At 45.5% G+C, this 16,029-nt stretch carries 11 protein-coding genes and 1 tRNA gene; 5 read left to right on the forward strand and 7 right to left on the reverse strand.

Going from position 1 to position 16,029, the window contains the following annotated elements; all coding sequences use genetic code 11:
• Positions 1 to 137 precede the first annotated feature (137 nt).
• From QUA04_RS12560 to QUA04_RS12580, 5 genes are all read right to left on the reverse strand, one after another.
• Positions 138 to 2,066: a response regulator gene (locus tag QUA04_RS12560; RefSeq protein ID WP_333257446.1), complete on the reverse strand. Its 1,929-nt coding sequence runs from the start codon at positions 2,064 to 2,066 to the stop codon at positions 138 to 140.
• 260 nt (positions 2,067 to 2,326) lie between these two features.
• Entirely contained in the window at positions 2,327 to 5,662 is a 3,336-nt protein-coding gene (gene dpdE, locus QUA04_RS12565) for a protein DpdE (protein ID WP_333257449.1), read from the reverse strand.
• 196 nt (positions 5,663 to 5,858) lie between these two features.
• Positions 5,859 to 6,515, reverse strand: a complete 657-nt coding sequence (locus tag QUA04_RS12570; RefSeq protein ID WP_333257451.1) for a glutathione S-transferase — start codon at positions 6,513 to 6,515, stop codon at positions 5,859 to 5,861.
• 258 nt (positions 6,516 to 6,773) lie between these two features.
• Positions 6,774 to 7,721, reverse strand: coding sequence for an oxygen-dependent tRNA uridine(34) hydroxylase TrhO (trhO, locus tag QUA04_RS12575; RefSeq protein ID WP_333257454.1), 948 nt, complete (start codon positions 7,719 to 7,721; stop codon positions 6,774 to 6,776).
• Positions 7,722 to 7,775: 54 nt separating this feature from the next.
• Positions 7,776 to 7,847: transfer RNA gene (locus QUA04_RS12580), tRNA-Gly, on the reverse strand.
• Between the two features lie 108 nt (positions 7,848 to 7,955).
• On the opposite strand from QUA04_RS12580, the gene QUA04_RS12585 reads away from it, so the two are divergent.
• The 3 genes from QUA04_RS12585 (at position 7,956) to QUA04_RS12595 (ending at position 12,890) form a co-directional block, all read left to right on the forward strand.
• Positions 7,956 to 8,129: a hypothetical protein gene (locus QUA04_RS12585; RefSeq protein WP_333257457.1), complete on the forward strand. Its 174-nt coding sequence runs from the start codon at positions 7,956 to 7,958 to the stop codon at positions 8,127 to 8,129.
• Positions 8,130 to 8,780: 651 nt separating this feature from the next.
• Positions 8,781 to 8,969: a hypothetical protein gene (locus QUA04_RS12590; protein ID WP_333257462.1), complete on the forward strand. Its 189-nt coding sequence runs from the start codon at positions 8,781 to 8,783 to the stop codon at positions 8,967 to 8,969.
• 186 nt (positions 8,970 to 9,155) lie between these two features.
• Complete coding sequence (locus tag QUA04_RS12595) at positions 9,156 to 12,890, forward strand: chemotaxis protein CheB (RefSeq protein ID WP_333257465.1); 3,735 nt, start codon at positions 9,156 to 9,158, stop codon at positions 12,888 to 12,890.
• Here the strand turns inward: QUA04_RS12595 and QUA04_RS12600 are convergent.
• Positions 12,853 to 13,077, reverse strand: coding sequence for a hypothetical protein (locus QUA04_RS12600; protein WP_333257467.1), 225 nt, complete (start codon positions 13,075 to 13,077; stop codon positions 12,853 to 12,855). The genes QUA04_RS12595 and QUA04_RS12600 overlap by 38 nt on opposite strands.
• A gap of 9 nt (positions 13,078 to 13,086) precedes the next feature.
• Positions 13,087 to 13,251: a hypothetical protein gene (locus QUA04_RS12605; protein ID WP_333257470.1), complete on the reverse strand. Its 165-nt coding sequence runs from the start codon at positions 13,249 to 13,251 to the stop codon at positions 13,087 to 13,089.
• Between the two features lie 412 nt (positions 13,252 to 13,663).
• Here QUA04_RS12605 and QUA04_RS12610 point away from each other — a divergent pair, with 412 nt between their 5' ends.
• Both QUA04_RS12610 and QUA04_RS12615 read left to right on the forward strand, forming a co-directional pair.
• Positions 13,664 to 14,797, forward strand: coding sequence for an AI-2E family transporter (locus QUA04_RS12610; RefSeq protein WP_333257473.1), 1,134 nt, complete (start codon positions 13,664 to 13,666; stop codon positions 14,795 to 14,797).
• Between the two features lie 162 nt (positions 14,798 to 14,959).
• Entirely contained in the window at positions 14,960 to 16,027 is a 1,068-nt protein-coding gene (locus QUA04_RS12615) for an ABC transporter permease (RefSeq protein WP_333257477.1), read from the forward strand.
• The last annotated feature ends 2 nt before the right edge of the window (positions 16,028 to 16,029 follow it).

Here is a 16,029-nt window from a genome sequence, read left to right on the forward strand (position 1 = left end):
ATTAATTACATTTTTTAGATTGAGGCCGAAACCGGGTTTTTAGCCCTCGTGCGTAAGTTCTATTTAAGTATTTGAGGACTTACGCAATCATCCCAGGTATGGGGGCAACCGGGCGTGGGGAGAACCCCTACAAAACACTATATATTCAGGCTATGGGTAAGTCCTATATTTCTCGGCTTAAGTAAAGGACGACTGCGCCTGATTCGGCTGAGTACCCGCGTGACTAATTCAGGCCCTAGTACCGGCTTGGTAATAAAATCATCGGCTCCCGCTGCAAAGGCTTGTTGCAGAGATTCTGGAGCGGTATGGGCTGTTACCACCAAAATCGGTAAATTTTCCCATTGGATATCCTGTCGGACGACCTGACACAATTCTAAGCCGCTGACGATCGGCATTTCTAGATCCAGCACTACTAAATCAGGTTCAGTGCTAATTAACACCTCCCAAAATTGCTGTGGTTCTTTGAGAGTTGTCACCTCAAGTCCCCAAGGAGTCAGTAATGCTGATAATTTAACCAGCATCACAGGGTCATCATCTACGATTAAGACTTTGGCTTCTGAAGTTTTGGGACTGGGTAAAACACGGGCGATCGCTCGAAAAATTTGCTCAGTGGTTGCAGGTTTGTGGAGAAATTGCTTAGCACCTAAGCGCGATACTGCCAAGCGATCGGCAAGGCTATCTCGTCCGGTAAAAACGATTATAGGAAGAGTAGGCGATCGCTCCGTCAGTTCTCGCAGTAGCGTCAATCCATCTTCCTCTGTCTCTGCAAAACTTAAATCTAGTAACATCACATCGGGCATTGACAGTGCAAGATGCGATCGGGCATCAGTAATATTCGGTGCAATTTTCATCCGAAATCCCCAAGCTTCGGATTCTACTTTCAATCGCTCCGTTAATGCAGCATCATCATCAACTACCAAAACCCGATAGTTAAAAATTGAAATAGTAGAAACTGGTACAGCCGTTGATCTAATCGGTGTTTTGGCTAATTCCTGCTGTAATCCTGTCACCACTTCCGAGAAGCGGGTAACTTCCTCAGCAGTGAAAGAGCGATCGTTTATTAGCAAATGCTCTGCAGAGCGTGCCAATTTCGAGCCTTCGGGATAACCAAAAGATCCCAGAGAGCCGGCCAATTTATGAGCTTCATGTTTTGCCGCTTGCTGTAATTCTGTTTTTAATTTTCCTGCTAATAGAGCAGTTTTTGCCTGATCCAATACAGCAAGTTGTTGGTTGAAGCTTCCCCGAAACCGCTCTAAAACTTTGTCGCTCTCGGACTTATCTACCCCGCGAGATTGATATTTTTCGGTACTCTCGGTGACCAACTTGTTGAAGTTAAGGGGCGCAGATTGGGGGTACGGTTTCAGTCGATAGCCCATGCCATAAATTGTTTCGATGATTTCTTCACTTAAGCCGCCGACATTTAGTTTCTTTCTGACATTTTTAATATGAGTGATAATGGCGCGATCGGTTGGTGCGTCATCAAATCCCCACAGACGATCCAAAATAGCACTGCGGCTAAAGATGCGATCTGGATTTCGCAGTAATAATTCCAGCAGATTATATTCTTTCGCTGTCAGTGAAATTATTTGTTCGCCAAATGTCACTCTACCAGACTCTAAATCTAAACAAAGATCTCCCCAAGTCAATGTATTAGCCGCTGAATTCTGAGTAGAACCTCCTGGGGAAAGTGCTTTACTGCGTCGCAATAAAGTTCGGATTCTTGCCAGTAATACTTCCGTAGCAAAAGGCTTGCTGATGTAATCATCGGCTCCCGCATCGAAAAGAGCCACCACCTCCGCATCTGAATCCTTTGCAGTCATTAACAGGATCGGTTTGTGGTAGCCTTGCGATCGCAGTTGCCGACATAGACTAATTCCATCTAGTTTGGCAACCTGCAGGTCTAACAAAATCAGGTCATACTCAATTGCTGCTGCCAAGTCTAGGCCCACTTGTCCATCATTTACCAGATCGAACCCGTAATGATTTGCTTCCAACAGCTTTGCCAGTGTTGCACTCAGCCATCCATCGTCCTCTACTAGCAGAATTTTTATCGGAGACTTCTTCATTTTGGCTGTGGGGTTCAATTCCCATGCGATCGACGCGCTTTGATGTCAGGTCGAAGCGTTGCTTTTAACTAAATCACTGCTACTCATTACTACTGCTTTTATCTTACCCTTTTTGCAGTCCCATCAGCTAAAAATTGCTGTCACTTCCGCAGTTTAGATAAAACGAATCGCCCTTTTATCCATATCCGTTCATCGTGGCACGGGCGTCTCGCCTGTGCTTCCGAATCGGGTCAAAAAGAGCGATCGCCCTCTCAAACAAATTATCCTTCATCCTCCGACTTTACAGGAGGACGCCCAGAAATCACAATAAATCCAACAGATTCGAGAGTCAGGTTTGGGCGGCGAATACCAGCTAAAACCGCTTGACTCAACAAACTTTCGGTATTGATTTCATCAGCCAAAACCGATTCTAAAAGTTGTTCTGATTTAGAAAGTCGATTCAATCGTAACTGCAATTGATTCACCCGGTTTTCGAGTTGGATTGCCGCACTGACAGCAGATCGATCGCACATTTCCACAAAAGCCGATCGCCCGCGCAGCAACTCCTCCGATACCACCCGCCCTTTTTGACAAAAATCATCCCATTCTAGCGGATCGACAAAACTGTCAATAAGCGAAGTGCGATTTTTCGACAAATTGTAATCCCGATTCGGCCCCCCTTTCCCCTTATAAGCCCGCTGCAAAATCGCTAGAATTTCCCCATCTTCCACCAGAGACATCGGCTCGCTGCGAGCATCTACAAATACAGTTTCAAAAGTTGGGATAAACAGAGCATCAGCGCGGCGCTGCAAAGCTTTTAAGTTGTAATTTTCGATGTTTTGTGCTTGCAAAACTTGCTCGGCGGGCTGCACATCAGTCTGGATTGAATAATTAAACTGGAAGCCGAACCATTCCTTCCCGGGCTCCGCATCCCAACTTTCATCATGCCGCCACATGGCAAAAGCTTGACCGCGATCGTCCCAGCGAATATAAGAGCTAATTGCATCGATCAATCCCTCACCAATGCGGTAAAGAGCCACATCCGCATTCTGATAAGCAATACGGCGATTGTAACTGCCATATTGCTGGCAATAAGGAACCAATCTGGTCATCAAATCGTTCGAGGGAATTAACGTTTTTTGAGTAGGTTTATAGCGCATCAACCCCGATATACTCGGATGTTCGATTTGTTTGAAGTGAAGAGCTTGACACAACCAACCTTCAGTAGCCCGCTGCATTTCTTTATGCTTAGCATCGCAGTTGTCGAGAGATTCAAAATACTGAGATGCACTGTCATCAAGAGTATCAATTTCATCGAGAACGTACTGTTCGTCAATTTTGATTTTCTCTTGTTCGATTTCAGTTTTAATCGCTTCAATTTCGCTGGATAAGCCCTTGCCTCCCTCAGCAAACAACTTTTCTTCAAGTTTGAGAATTTTTTCCTCAGCATAAAACTGAAGGCTGGCAATAGATTTGTTGAAGATATCAAACCCATCTTTTAAAACTTGAAACCAAGCTTCGTGGGGACTCTCCGGCAAATCCGGGCCTGCAAACAAACAAAATTGCACTCCCATTTTGCTGCCAATGCGATCGACTCTGCCGAGTCTTTGTTCTAACTGGTTGGGAAACCACGGCAAATCGAAGTGAACTAACCAATCTGTCAATTGCAGATTTACCCCTACTTCCGCCGATCGATCGCACACTAAGATAAAACAATGGGGTTCAGTCTTAAACCGCTTGAGACTAGCCTCAACATCATCAGCCGATTTGCTCGTGTCATGGCTGGCGATCGCATTTTTACCAAAGATTTTAGCTAAATTTTCCGCAATCTCTTTACAAGTTGCCGTAAAACTGGTAAAAATCACAATTTTCGGGAAACGCTCGCCCGGAATCGGTCGTTTTATTTGCTGTTGAATTCTCGACAGCAAATCGCGAGGATTGCTGTGATACTCGCGCGGAACCTTCAAAGCAACTGCCAAAAATCGGAGAACCGCAATTCGTAACAAACTGAGTCGATCGAGTCCTTCCTGGGGCTTTTCCAGGGTGTTAAGCAAGGTTTCCAGCATTTCCCTTTCTTCGGGAAACAGCGCAGTTTTGGTCAAAATTGCCGTGTCATTTTGTCCAAATTCGCGATCGAGTTCTGGAGTCGATTTTTTCTGCAAACGAGCTTTGACAACCCGTTCTAAAACATTCAGCCAAGTACCGGAAGCGCGGAAAAATAGCAGAAAAATTCTCTGATATTCGCTCGACTTGGGAGCGACTGTGCGCCATTTATCGAGTACGGTTTGAATTTCCGACCACTGTTCATCATTCAGATCATACTCAGTTTTGGGGACAGCCTCTCGCTCGAAAATCACATCTTCAACCGCATCCCGGCGGTTGCGAAGGATGCGACGATGCAGGCGGTAGGTATCGCTAACGTGAGTGCGAATAGTTCGGACAAGGCGAGCCTGTTCTGCGGTTTCTTTAGTTTTCAAACAACTTTCTAACTCTGTTGCTAATCCGATTAAATAATCATCTTTGGCAAAAAGAGTGCGAAGTTGAGCGAGTTTTGTTTGCAAAACAGCAGGCTTGGCATTTTCTCGGAAATCAAGCAAAGCGCGACCGATTTCTTGACGGTTTTGCACCTGTTCTTTGAAGCTTTCCAGGTCATCAAGACGGTAAGTTGTCGGATCTAGCAAGTGCAGCATCGTTAGAAAATCTTGCTCGCGGCCGAGAACTGGCGTTGCAGATAATAACAATACATTTTTGCTTTTCTGAGCTAGTTTCTGACAAAGTTCAAAGGATTGCTGCTGAGCGCGATCGCTCGAATTTGCCATTGCCGCCACATCATGGGCTTCATCAACAATCAGAAAATCTAGGTTGGCATTGCGGCTAATTTGATTGATTTCGCTAACAGCAACAAGCTGCACTCGGTCAGCAAAATGAGACAAATAGAATTTATTTTCCAACTCCTGCCGCCACTGTTCGAGCAAGTATTTCGGAACCAGAACCACAGCGCGTCCGTTGGGTTCATCTAGTAGAAATTGGCGGAGAATTGTCCCGGCTTCTACTGTTTTTCCCAGTCCTGGTTCGTCTGCCAATAAATAGCGCACGATTGGGTCTTCTAGGACGCGCCGCACGACTTCAACTTGGTGCGGATAGAGGTCTATGTTAGCAGAAATTAAACCGGTCATGCCACGGCTGACGGCCCGCTGTTCGATCGCAGATTGAACAAATGCCAATCGGCGATCGTGAAAATACGGCGTTTCTTGGCCTTTGACTGCTAAAATGTCGATCGGATCGGCGATCGGGATATTGCAGCGAACGTAAAGTTCGGTTTCAACAGCTTGCAAACTTTGGCTGTCGGGGAGGTCAATTTCGTACTCTAATTTATCTTCATCCCAGTCATAAACTCGCCCAATTATCCATCTTTCCTGAGTTGTACTCCAGAGGTAGCAGCGGGTTTGGCGCTGAAGTCTAGCTTCTTGCAGCAAACCCAATGGCACAGTTTTGCGGATGCGGTTTTTAACTGAGCAAAAATATTCAACTACGGCATCGGTACGCGATACCTCGACAACTTTTCCGACTCCCAAATCGTTTCGGGGCGATCGAACTAACGAACCAACATCAATCATAATTTCAGCCTGACAATACTTACTAGAATACAGTACATCCTTTCACCTTAAAAAAATTAGCAAGATGCGATTTGCGCCTGCGTCACTTTTTTAGTCAAATGACAGTCAATCTGCTATTCGGAAAACAATAAGTTTAGCATGGTAACTAACATTTTGGTATTCAATAAATATGCTGGCAGCGAATAAGAATACCTATTTACGAGCAAGGAAAAACAACGCCTGCATTACCGGATTCCCATTTCGGGTATTTCTGCATAACACTGCTATAAATTTGAGAGTCTGTGAAGGCTGCTAACCAAGCTTGTAGCGGAGGCCAAGGCTGTTCGTTGAACCAAGCTAGATCCGTATGAGCGAATTGACGAACAAAAGGTGCGATCGCCATATCGGCCAATGCTACATTGTTACCAAACAAATATTTAGTCGCGCTTAACTGTGCATTTAGTCTGCCCAGATATAAAGAACCTTCATACCGATGTACTTGGGCCTCAACACCTGGATAACGATCGGGGTACTTATAACGGTCAAGATGATATTTAAACCTATCATCAAATAGAGCGATAAGTTCCAGCATTTCTGTAACAGAACCTTGCTGTGGCATTAACCATTTTTCAGGATCATGTTGTCTCAATGCCCACAACATGATATCGATACTTTGATCGAGTACCCGCCCGTCAACATCAATCAATATTGGTACTGTACCTTTGGGAGATACCTCCAACATCTCTGGTGGTTTGTCTCGCAAAACAACTTCCCGCAACTCACACACCCGATTGCTAACCATCAAGGCCAAGCGCGCGCGCATAGCATAGGGACAGCGGCGAAAGGAATACAAAATCGGGTATGTTGCTGACATATTATATCAATTCCGGTTGCACCGGAATTATTGTTGACTGTTGACTGTTGACTGTAGAAAGAGGTGTCGAAAAACTGAATGGTTGAGTGTTAACTGTTGACTCGATTTTATTATTCCGATGCAACCGGAAACGATATAATTAGTCGATCGCACGATCGGGTTTTTCGGGTCATAAACCCCGTTTGTTCGTAGATTTCTTGTCGCTAAACAAGATTTTTCGTATAAACGGGGTTTCTTTGAGCTTAGTGAATAATAATATTAGTCGATCGCACCATCTACTTTTTCCTTCACATCGTAGCGCGCGCCTATATGTACTTGGTTGCGACGCTTAGCAAGCTCAATCTGACGTTGACGTTCAGATAAAGCTTGTTTTTTGGTTTCAGTTTTGGAGTCATGACAATGAGGACAACTCACACCAAGTATAAATAATTCCGAAGCCTTATCTTCCTGACTAATCGGGTGACGACAACCGCGACAAAGTTCATAGTTACCCGGCTTTAAGTCCTGACCAACAGAAACCCGTTCATCAAAGACAAAACATTCACCTTCCCAACGACTTTCTGCTTCCGGTACCGTTTCCAAATATTTTAAAATTCCGCCTTCGAGATGATAGACTTCCTCAAAACCTTGAGTACGCAAAAAAGCAGTAGATTTCTCGCAGCGAATACCACCGGTGCAAAACATTGCCACCTTGGGTTTATTGCGTAAAGCCGTTTCCCGCAGCACCCATTCAGGTAATTCGGAAAAGCTTTTTGTTTTGGGATTAATAGCGCCTTCAAAAGTACCCATAGATACCTCGAAATCGTTACGCACATCAACCACGACAACATCGGGATCGTCAAGCAGCTTATTCCACTCATCAGGCTTAACATATTTGCCAGCCATGAGGCGGGGATTAATGTCCGGTACTCCCATCGTGACTATTTCGCGCTTCAAGCGTATTTTCAGGCGATAAAAAGGTGCTTTTTCCGAGAAAGATTCCTTGTGCACCAGATCCGTAAAACGCGGGTCACTACGCAAGAATGCCAGCACTGCGTGTACGCCCTCGGACCAGCCGGCAATCGTGCCATTGATGCCTTCTTCGGCCAGCAAGATAGTGCCTTTGACGTTGTTGTTGTTGCAACAATCGAGTAGCGGTGCTTTCAGGTCGGCAAAATCCGGTAGTTCAACGAACTTATATAAAGCAGCGGTTAAGAAAGAAGCCATAGATTGAATTTATAGCACTAATTAATTTCCATACTTCTATGAAAATTCAGTCAAAGCGGACGGTGGGACTCGAACCCACGACGTTCAGCATGGGAAGCTGACATTCTACCACTGAATTACGCCCGCGCTTAGGGTTTTTTACTTGTTTTCACCTTCTTTGACTTTGGAGGCGACTCGGTAAAAAACGACTAGAAAAACATTGTACAACTATTTTCTGATTTTGAGTATAGCATTTTGACAATCAATTTTGGGCGATCGCCGATCGCACAACGGAGCCATGATACTGTGGGGACGAGCCAATTGTCATCGCGGTCAAAACCTGCCACTAAATCAGCAATCGCCTCGGTTCCGAACATTGACAAAGAGCTAGCGGCTTCGGATCGCGCGATCGAACTGCATCATTTTTAACAGCGCAGCCATTGAGTCCGCAGTTTGACTATGCCCCCATCCCATCGCCACCAACGATCGCGCACCATCAACTCCGCGTCGTTCACTTTACTCACCAACATCGCTAGCGCCACCGCAGAATCGCACTTTCTCTGAACCGTTACCCCCCGCAGCCTGTCTTGAGAATCCGAACTTGGCAGCGCTGCTGGAATTTCCCTAAGTTCCCTAAGCCAATTAAAATATATTTTTGTTACTTTTATTTAAAATTTTAGCAAGGAATGCCGGATTTTGGGAAGATTAAAAAAAATTCAGTTATTAGATTTTGTTTGCCAATTAACAGACTCAAGCTTCAACACCAGAAGAAGTTTAGGAAGTAATTGCTGAGTTCGAGCAATATTGGCAAGAGCCGAACGACGATATCTTGAAAATGGTTAAAAAGGTAAAAATGTCCCAACAAGCAGTGATGAAACACTGAGAAAATCATCCAGAGATAGTTTACCTTGACGGGGCGCTAGCCCCTTTGCGCTGGCAGCAACATTCCTCAAAATGAGATTAATTGCCGTTTTGTAGAGTGTGCTGCTTTTTTGACTTTATCTACTTAATTGTACTGTTTTCTTTCCCCGCAGCTTCTCCATAGTCCCACTGCTGGAGAAGGGCGGCAAAGATTCGGGTTTGAAGTTCCTTGATGAGTGGGCGGATTTAGGAGAACTGGACTCTGTGGCGGTCAACATTCAGAGAAGTGCTACGACGACGATCGCAGAATGTGGTAAATTTACTCTAGCTCTACTTTCAACAGTACAATTAGTAGAATTTCTGACAGACTTTAACCCTCACAATTCTCCCCTTTTATCAACGCAATAGAACTCTCAAATAATAATAATAATAATAATAATAATAATTTGAAAATCGCTCGCGCAGAATGCGCCTAATCAATATATCCCCAGGTAGATGCCTGAGCCTTGAGTTTATTATATTTCTTAGATATATAATAAATAAAAATTTATCATCATAATATTAATTCACACAGCAAGATAGGCGGTATAAAAAATGACTAATAAAAAGAATTACCAGAAATCTCAACCTAAAGCTGATATCAAAGCTGAAGGAAAGCAGCAGAACAATCAAAACGAGTTATTTCCAGTCGTCGGAATAGGAGCCTCTGCGGGTGGATTGGAAGCCTTTAACCAATTACTCAGACATTTGCCGATCGATACGGGCATGGCATTTGTAATAATTCAGCATATGTTGCCGACTCAGGAAAGTGTGTTGAGTGAGATTTTGGGTCGATCGACCCAGATGCCCGTGGATGAGGTGGCATCTGGGATGCAAATAGCACCAAATCAGGTCTACGTGATCCCCCCGAATGTCAGCATGACCATCGATCAAGGGGTGCTGAAGCTAACGCCTCGCGGTAGCACACACGGGGTGTTTATGTCCGTCGATACTTTTCTGGTTTCCCTCGCCGCAGAACGCGGGAACCAAGCCATCGGCGTCGTTTTGTCCGGGGGCGACGGTGATGGTGCCCAAGGGTTAAAAGCGATTAAGGCTGCAGGCGGTATTACTTTTGCCCAATGTGAACGATCGGCACAAGTCAGCAGTATGCCGAACACTGCGGTGGCTACGGGTCAGGTAGACTTTATCTTGACACCGGAAAAAATTGCCGAGAAAATAGCAGAGATCGGCCGTCATCCCTACATTGCCGATCGACCTGCGACAGAATCGACTACCAGCGAAGATGCGATCGACATTAAAGATGCGATCGCCAGAATATACTCTTTGCTGCGCGCCGCTACAGGAGTTGATTTTACTCACTACAAACAAACCACCTTGAAGCGGCGGATGCAGCGGCGGATGTTGCTGTACAAGCTGGAACGGATCGAGGATTATGCCGAATATCTCCAAAACACCCCGACAGAAGTAACGGCGCTTTATCACGATGTCTTCATTCATGTCACCAGCTTTTTCCGCGATCCCGAAAGCTTTGAGGCTTTAAGCAGCAAGGTTTTTCCCGAAATCGTTAAAGATAAATCGTCGAAAATACCGATCCGAATTTGGGGGGCCGGCTGTTCAACGGGTGAAGAAGCTTACTCGATCGCCATCTGCTTGTTAGAGTTTTTAGCAGATCGAGCTACTGATCTGCCCATTCAGATTTATGCCACAGACATCAGCGAAAATGCGATCGCCCATGCGCGCCGTGGCTTTTATACGCCAGCCCAAGTCGCGGATATTTCACCCCAACGCCTGCATCGGTTCTTTGTGCAAGTCGAGGGCGGATACCAAATCGCTCAGTCGGTGCGCGAACTCTGCGTCTTTGCTAAACAAAACCTGATCAGCGATCCGCCGTTTTCCCGGATGGATTTGATCACTTGTCGGAACGTGCTGATCTATCTGGGCCCGCCTTTGCAGAAAAAGCTGCTGCCCATTTTCCACTATGGGCTTCGGCCCGCGGGCTTTTTGCTGCTAGGCACTTCGGAAACGGTTGGTGACTTTTCAGAATTGTTTACGCTATTAGACAAAAAGAACAAAATTTATACTAAAAAACTGCTGTCGCATTGGCTCAGCATGGATTTAACTGCTAGCAACTATCCTGCGACAATCCTCAATCCTCTACCGCTGGTGACGGAAACCTTAAACGAAATCGACATCGAGAAACAGGCCGATCGCATTGTTTTGAATCACTATGCGCCTGTCGGTGTCGTGATTAACACAGCCAGGGAGATTCTGCAATTTCGAGGACAGACGAATGCCTACCTAGAACCGTCTCCCGGTAGGGCTAGCTTGAATTTGCTGAGAATGGCAAAAGAAGGATTGCGCGTCGAACTCCGCACTGCAATAGAACAGGCCTCCCAGCAGCAGTTGCCGAGCGTGCGCGAAGGCTTGCAAATTAGAGAAAACGAGATCATCCGCCAGGTCAAAATTAATGTGATTCCATTCCCAACAGGCGCTGTGACAAACAACTATTTTTTAGTTTTGTTTCAAGACGAGCCACCGCTCCCTGCAATGCCTGCTGCAAACAATGGTAAAGTCAACTCCGATACTTTAGAGGGTGAAAGTTTGGAAATTGCGAGGCTGCAAGAAGAACTCAAAATCACAAAAGACCACCTGCAATCGATCGTCCAAGAACATCAAGCCGCTAACCAAGATTTGAGAGCCGCCAATGAGGAGATTTTGTCGAACAACGAAGAGTTGCAAAGTACAAATGAGGAACTAGAAACCGCAAAAGAAGAGATTCAGGCAACCAATGAAGAACTGAACACGATTAATGACGAATTGCAGCGGCGAAATGTTGAATCAACTCAGGTGAGTAACGATTTACAGAATCTGCTCGGCACCATCAATATTCCGATTCTGATGGTGGGAGGCGACCTGCGAATCCGCCGGTTTACTCCCGCAATCGAAAGCATCTTCAACTTGATTTCTAGCGATGTCGGGCGCTGTTTGAGCGACATCACTCACAAGTTGATAGTGCCGGAGTTAGAGCCAATGATTGTAGAGGTGATCCGCACCCTCAATTTGAAAGTTCAGGAGGTTCAAGATCGAGAGGGTCATTGGTATGATCTGCATATTCGACCGTATCGGACGATCGACCACAAAATTGATGGGGCGGTGGTGATGTTGGTGGATATCCACGCTCTCAAAGTCACCGCCCAGCAGTTGATGGAAGCGAAAAACTACGCCGAAACGATCGTAGAAACCGTCCGGGAACCTTTGCTAGTGCTGGATCTAAACCTGCAGGCGATCACTGCCAATCGTTCTTTCTACGAGACGTTTCAGGTGATGCCGAGCCAAACTGAGCAGCGCTCATTGTTCGATCTAGGTAATGGACAGTGGAATATTCCCAAGTTGCGATCGCTCCTCGAAGAAATTTTGGCAGGAAAGACCGAGTTTCACAATTTTGAGGTCGAGCATGACTTTGAGCATATCGGGCATAAAATAATGCTGCTCAATGGCCGCAAAATGCCTCCCATCGGCGATACACAGATGATTCTGTTGGCGATCGAGGATATCACCAAGCAAAAACAGTTAGAGACAGAACGCAGCCTTCGGATTCAAGAACAATTGGCTCGTGCGGCTGCTGAGGACGCCAACCGCATCAAAGATGAGTTTTTGTCCGTCCTCTCTCACGAACTGCGGACGCCGCTCAATGCGATCATTGGCTGGACACAGTTGCTGCGCCTGAAAAAATTTGACCAGCCTAAAATCGAGGAGGCGCTAAAAACGATGGAGCGCGCCGCCAAAGCACAAAACCAGCTCATCGATGACATATTAGACGTTTCGCGGATTAGCACAGGTCAGTTTCGGCTCAATGCTATTGCAATTGAGCTGCATCCACTGGTTAAAAATGCGATGGAGGTGGTTAGTTTGGCAGCAGAAGCCAAAAATATTCAAGTTGAATCCCGGCTAAGTCCTTTAAAACCAAGCGTGTTGGGCGATCCAAGCCGCTTACAACAGGTGGTGTGGAATCTACTTTCAAACGCGATTAAATTCACCCCAGCCGGAGGCAGAATTGACATCGCATTAGACTACATTGATGGCATGGCTCAAATCCAAATTAGCGATACTGGTAAAGGCATTCACCCTGATTTTCTGCCCTATGTGTTCGATCGCTTCCGTCAGGCGGATAGTAGCTACACTCGCAGAGACGGTGGATTGGGCCTAGGACTCTCGATCGTCCGTCATTTAGTAGAACTCCACGGCGGTACGGTTAGTGCAACAAGTTCGGGTGAGGGAGAAGGAGCAACGTTTACCGTGAGGTTGCCGCTACGAACAGATATCCCATGATTGTTGACTGTTGACTGTTGACTGTTGACTGTTGACTGTTGACTGTTGACTGTTGACTGTTGACTGTTGACTGTTGACTGTGAGTCAAAAAAATGAATATTGCGCCCGCCAACAAGGCCAGCCACCTGATTTGTTTGCCGGGCCCAACTTCAGTTGCTTCTGGTTCCCAAACTTGTTCCCCCTCCATTTCTGGAACTTACAGCGCAACTTCTCGTTCATCTTCCTCAGCGGAGAATTGCCAGCGAGAGTTTTGTGAGACTTCACTTTCAGTTACATCCACTGCTGAGTTCCTGTCGCGCCCGCTCTGCACGGGGGGAACTGGTTGCTTTTCTTCTGCTTCTGAAAAAACTTGATTAGTCATGGTAGTTCCTCTCCCCGCTATTAGCCTTTGGTTTTTTTTATTGTAAAGAAAGATTGCAGTTTTTATATTTGATTCATTTTAGCGGATGGCCTCAGCAGTCCCGCGTGCCGCTTTTGGGTGAGTGTGGTGCCCTTTCACCTTACAATGGCGAATTGATCCGAGTTTGTACGATCGACTTTTAATTTGATCGGCCTCTGGGGCATACTGAATATTAGGGTGATTTGCGATCGTGGGGGCGATCGGGCTAGCATTGTCTCTCCCCAACTGGCTTGGCCGTCACCTATCTATCAATGCTGAGAAAAGTCAGTCTAATCTTGAACTGATTATTCCTAACCTATACTCTCATGTGTTTATTGTATAATACGGCACATCTGCTGAGAAAATTGTGCCACTTTATTTAAAAAAAATCACAATGAATAGCATCTTTTCTCCCGTCCAACAGTTTCTAATTACTTGGCTACTAATGCTAGTGACGGGATGGTTTACCCTGACTGCTGTCAGTTATGTTGGGGAACTGGTCAGCATTTTAGTAACAGCGGGACTCATTGCATTTTTATTAAACTATGCAGTAATCAGACTCCAAGTATTTTTGCCTCGGGGAGTAGCCGCGGGGCTGGTTTATTTAACAGCAGGTGTGGTAGTAGTAGTAATCGGTTTAACTATTGTGCCGCCCGTGTTCAGCCAAGCGAGACAGTTGGGGGTGAGGTTCCCGGATTTGCTGGAGTCGGGGCGACTGCAGCTAGCTGAATTTCAAGCATGGAGTGCCGAGCGCAATTTGCCGTTTAACGTGCAAATATTGGAGCAGCAGTTATCAGCGAAAGTACAGGAACAAGTCCAGGCGATCGCAGGTACGAGTTTAGGCTTAGTTGTCGGTACTGTCAACTGGTTTTTGGACTTGATTTTTATTGTGGTGATTTCCTTTTATATGCTCCTAGACGGGCAAAGAGTGTGGCAGGGTTTGACCAGCATTTTTTCCCCAGACATTCGCTATGTTTTAACAGAGACTTTGCAGCGAAACCTCCAGCGATTTGTATCGGGACAGTTATTGCTGGGACTATTTATGGCCATCTCGCTAACTCTGGCTTTTTGGTGGCTGCAAGTTCCGTTTTTTCTGTTGTTTGCCGTGTTTATAGGATTGACGGAAATAATTCCGTTTATTGGAGCAACTTTGGGAATTGGCACTGTTAGTATAATTGTAGCCTTTATTGATTGGTGGCTGGCGCTGCAAGTGTTGGTAGTGGCGATCGGTCTCCAGCAAATCAAGGATAATTTAGTAGCTCCCAGAATCATGGGCAATCTCACCGGATTGAGTCCGGTAATTATTTTCACAGCTTTGCTGTTAGGAGGTAGAGTGGGAGGATTGTTGGGAGTTATCCTGGCAATTCCGCTCACTGGGGTTGTAAAAAGTATAGTAGAAATTGTACTCAATCCCAAATTGCCTCCCCAAACAGGCTCATTTTTCTACAATCCTTTTAACGGCGAGGAGTTGGGGAAAATACCAGAAGAGGAAACTAGAATAATCTTGGTAGCCGATGAAAAAAAGTAGTCTAATTATGGTAGTAAGTAATTCAGTTATGAAAACTTTTATAAGTCCGGAATTAACTTTTGGCTGCTGAGTCCATTAAGAAAAGACTAAAGTCTCTACAAAGAACTTTAAGAACTTTAGTCTTGATTACTAACCCACTTAAAATCTCAAACCTAAAAACTTATGAAATGGTGGCAAAATCTTAGAAAAAATCCTCTAGCTCGGTTAGGAGCCGTGCTGCTGTTAATTTTTTATACAGTCGCACTTTTAGCCGAATTTGTAGCACCTTACGACCCCTACGACTCTCAATTAAACGGTTCATTGCTGCCGCCGACTCAGATTTATTTAACCACCCAAGATGGGCGATTTATCGGACCTCACGTTTATCCGACTACTCAGGGCCCAGTGGATGCGGATACGGGCGCTCGCGAAGTAATTGTAGACTGGCAAAAACCCTCTGTTCTCGGTTTGTTTGTCAAAGCTTCCCCGTATAAATTTTTAGGATTGTTGCCTTTCGACAGGCACCTGTTTGGCACTACAGGAGAAGGCCAAATTAATCTTTTAGGCACGGATGAACAAGCTCGCGATCAATTCAGTCGCTTAGTACACGGCAGCAGAATTAGCCTCAGCATTGGTTTAGTTGGCATAGCAATTTCTTTTCCGTTGGGATTGCTGATCGGAGGCATATCGGGTTATTTCGGCAGTTGGATTGACAGTATTTTAATGCGCTTCGCCGAAGTATTGATGACGATTCCCGGTCTTTATTTATTAGTAGCGCTAGCAGCAGTGCTGCCCCCAGGATTGACAAGTGCTCAGCGATTTATATTGATTGTACTGATTACTTCATTTATCAGTTGGGCGAGTTTAGCGCGGGTGATTCGCGGCCAGGTACTGTCAATTAAACAGCTAGAATTCGTGCAAGCGGCGCGGGCAATGGGCGCCAATCCAATTTATATTATTGTCCGCCACGTTTTGCCACAAACTGCTACTTATGTAATTATTTCTGCTACTTTGTCAGTTCCGGGTTTTATTGTGGCGGAGTCGGTTTTGAGTTTAATTGGCTTGGGAATTCAACAGCCCGATCCTTCTTGGGGAAATTTACTATCCCTGTCTACTAATGCTTCAATTTTAGTGTTGCAGCCTTGGTTGGTTTGGCCTCCGGCGATACTGATTATTTTGACTGTTTTGGCGTTTAATTTATTGGGGGATGGGTTGCGGGATGCTCTCGATCCGAGAAGCATTCAAAGGTAATT

The sequence above is a fragment of the Microcoleus sp. S13_C5 genome (genome assembly GCF_036700845.1).
Classification (GTDB): Bacteria; Cyanobacteriota; Cyanobacteriia; order Cyanobacteriales; family Microcoleaceae; genus Microcoleus.

What these genes read in the sequence shown, in the direction of transcription:
- QUA04_RS12560 (WP_333257446.1), bottom strand. Translation starts at nt 2,066, where the DNA reads ATGAAGAAGTCTCCGATAAAAATTCTGCTAGTAGAGGACGATGGATGG.
- dpdE (WP_333257449.1), bottom strand. Translation starts at nt 5,662, where the DNA reads ATGATTGATGTTGGTTCGTTAGTTCGATCGCCCCGAAACGATTTGGGA.
- QUA04_RS12570 (WP_333257451.1), bottom strand. Translation starts at nt 6,515, where the DNA reads ATGTCAGCAACATACCCGATTTTGTATTCCTTTCGCCGCTGTCCCTAT.
- trhO (WP_333257454.1), bottom strand. Translation starts at nt 7,721, where the DNA reads ATGGCTTCTTTCTTAACCGCTGCTTTATATAAGTTCGTTGAACTACCG.
- QUA04_RS12595 (WP_333257465.1), top strand. Translation starts at nt 9,156, where the DNA reads ATGACTAATAAAAAGAATTACCAGAAATCTCAACCTAAAGCTGATATC.
- QUA04_RS12600 (WP_333257467.1), bottom strand. Translation starts at nt 13,077, where the DNA reads ATGGAGGGGGAACAAGTTTGGGAACCAGAAGCAACTGAAGTTGGGCCC.
- QUA04_RS12605 (WP_333257470.1), bottom strand. Translation starts at nt 13,251, where the DNA reads ATGACTAATCAAGTTTTTTCAGAAGCAGAAGAAAAGCAACCAGTTCCC.
- QUA04_RS12610 (WP_333257473.1), top strand. Translation starts at nt 13,664, where the DNA reads ATGAATAGCATCTTTTCTCCCGTCCAACAGTTTCTAATTACTTGGCTA.
- QUA04_RS12615 (WP_333257477.1), top strand. Translation starts at nt 14,960, where the DNA reads ATGAAATGGTGGCAAAATCTTAGAAAAAATCCTCTAGCTCGGTTAGGA.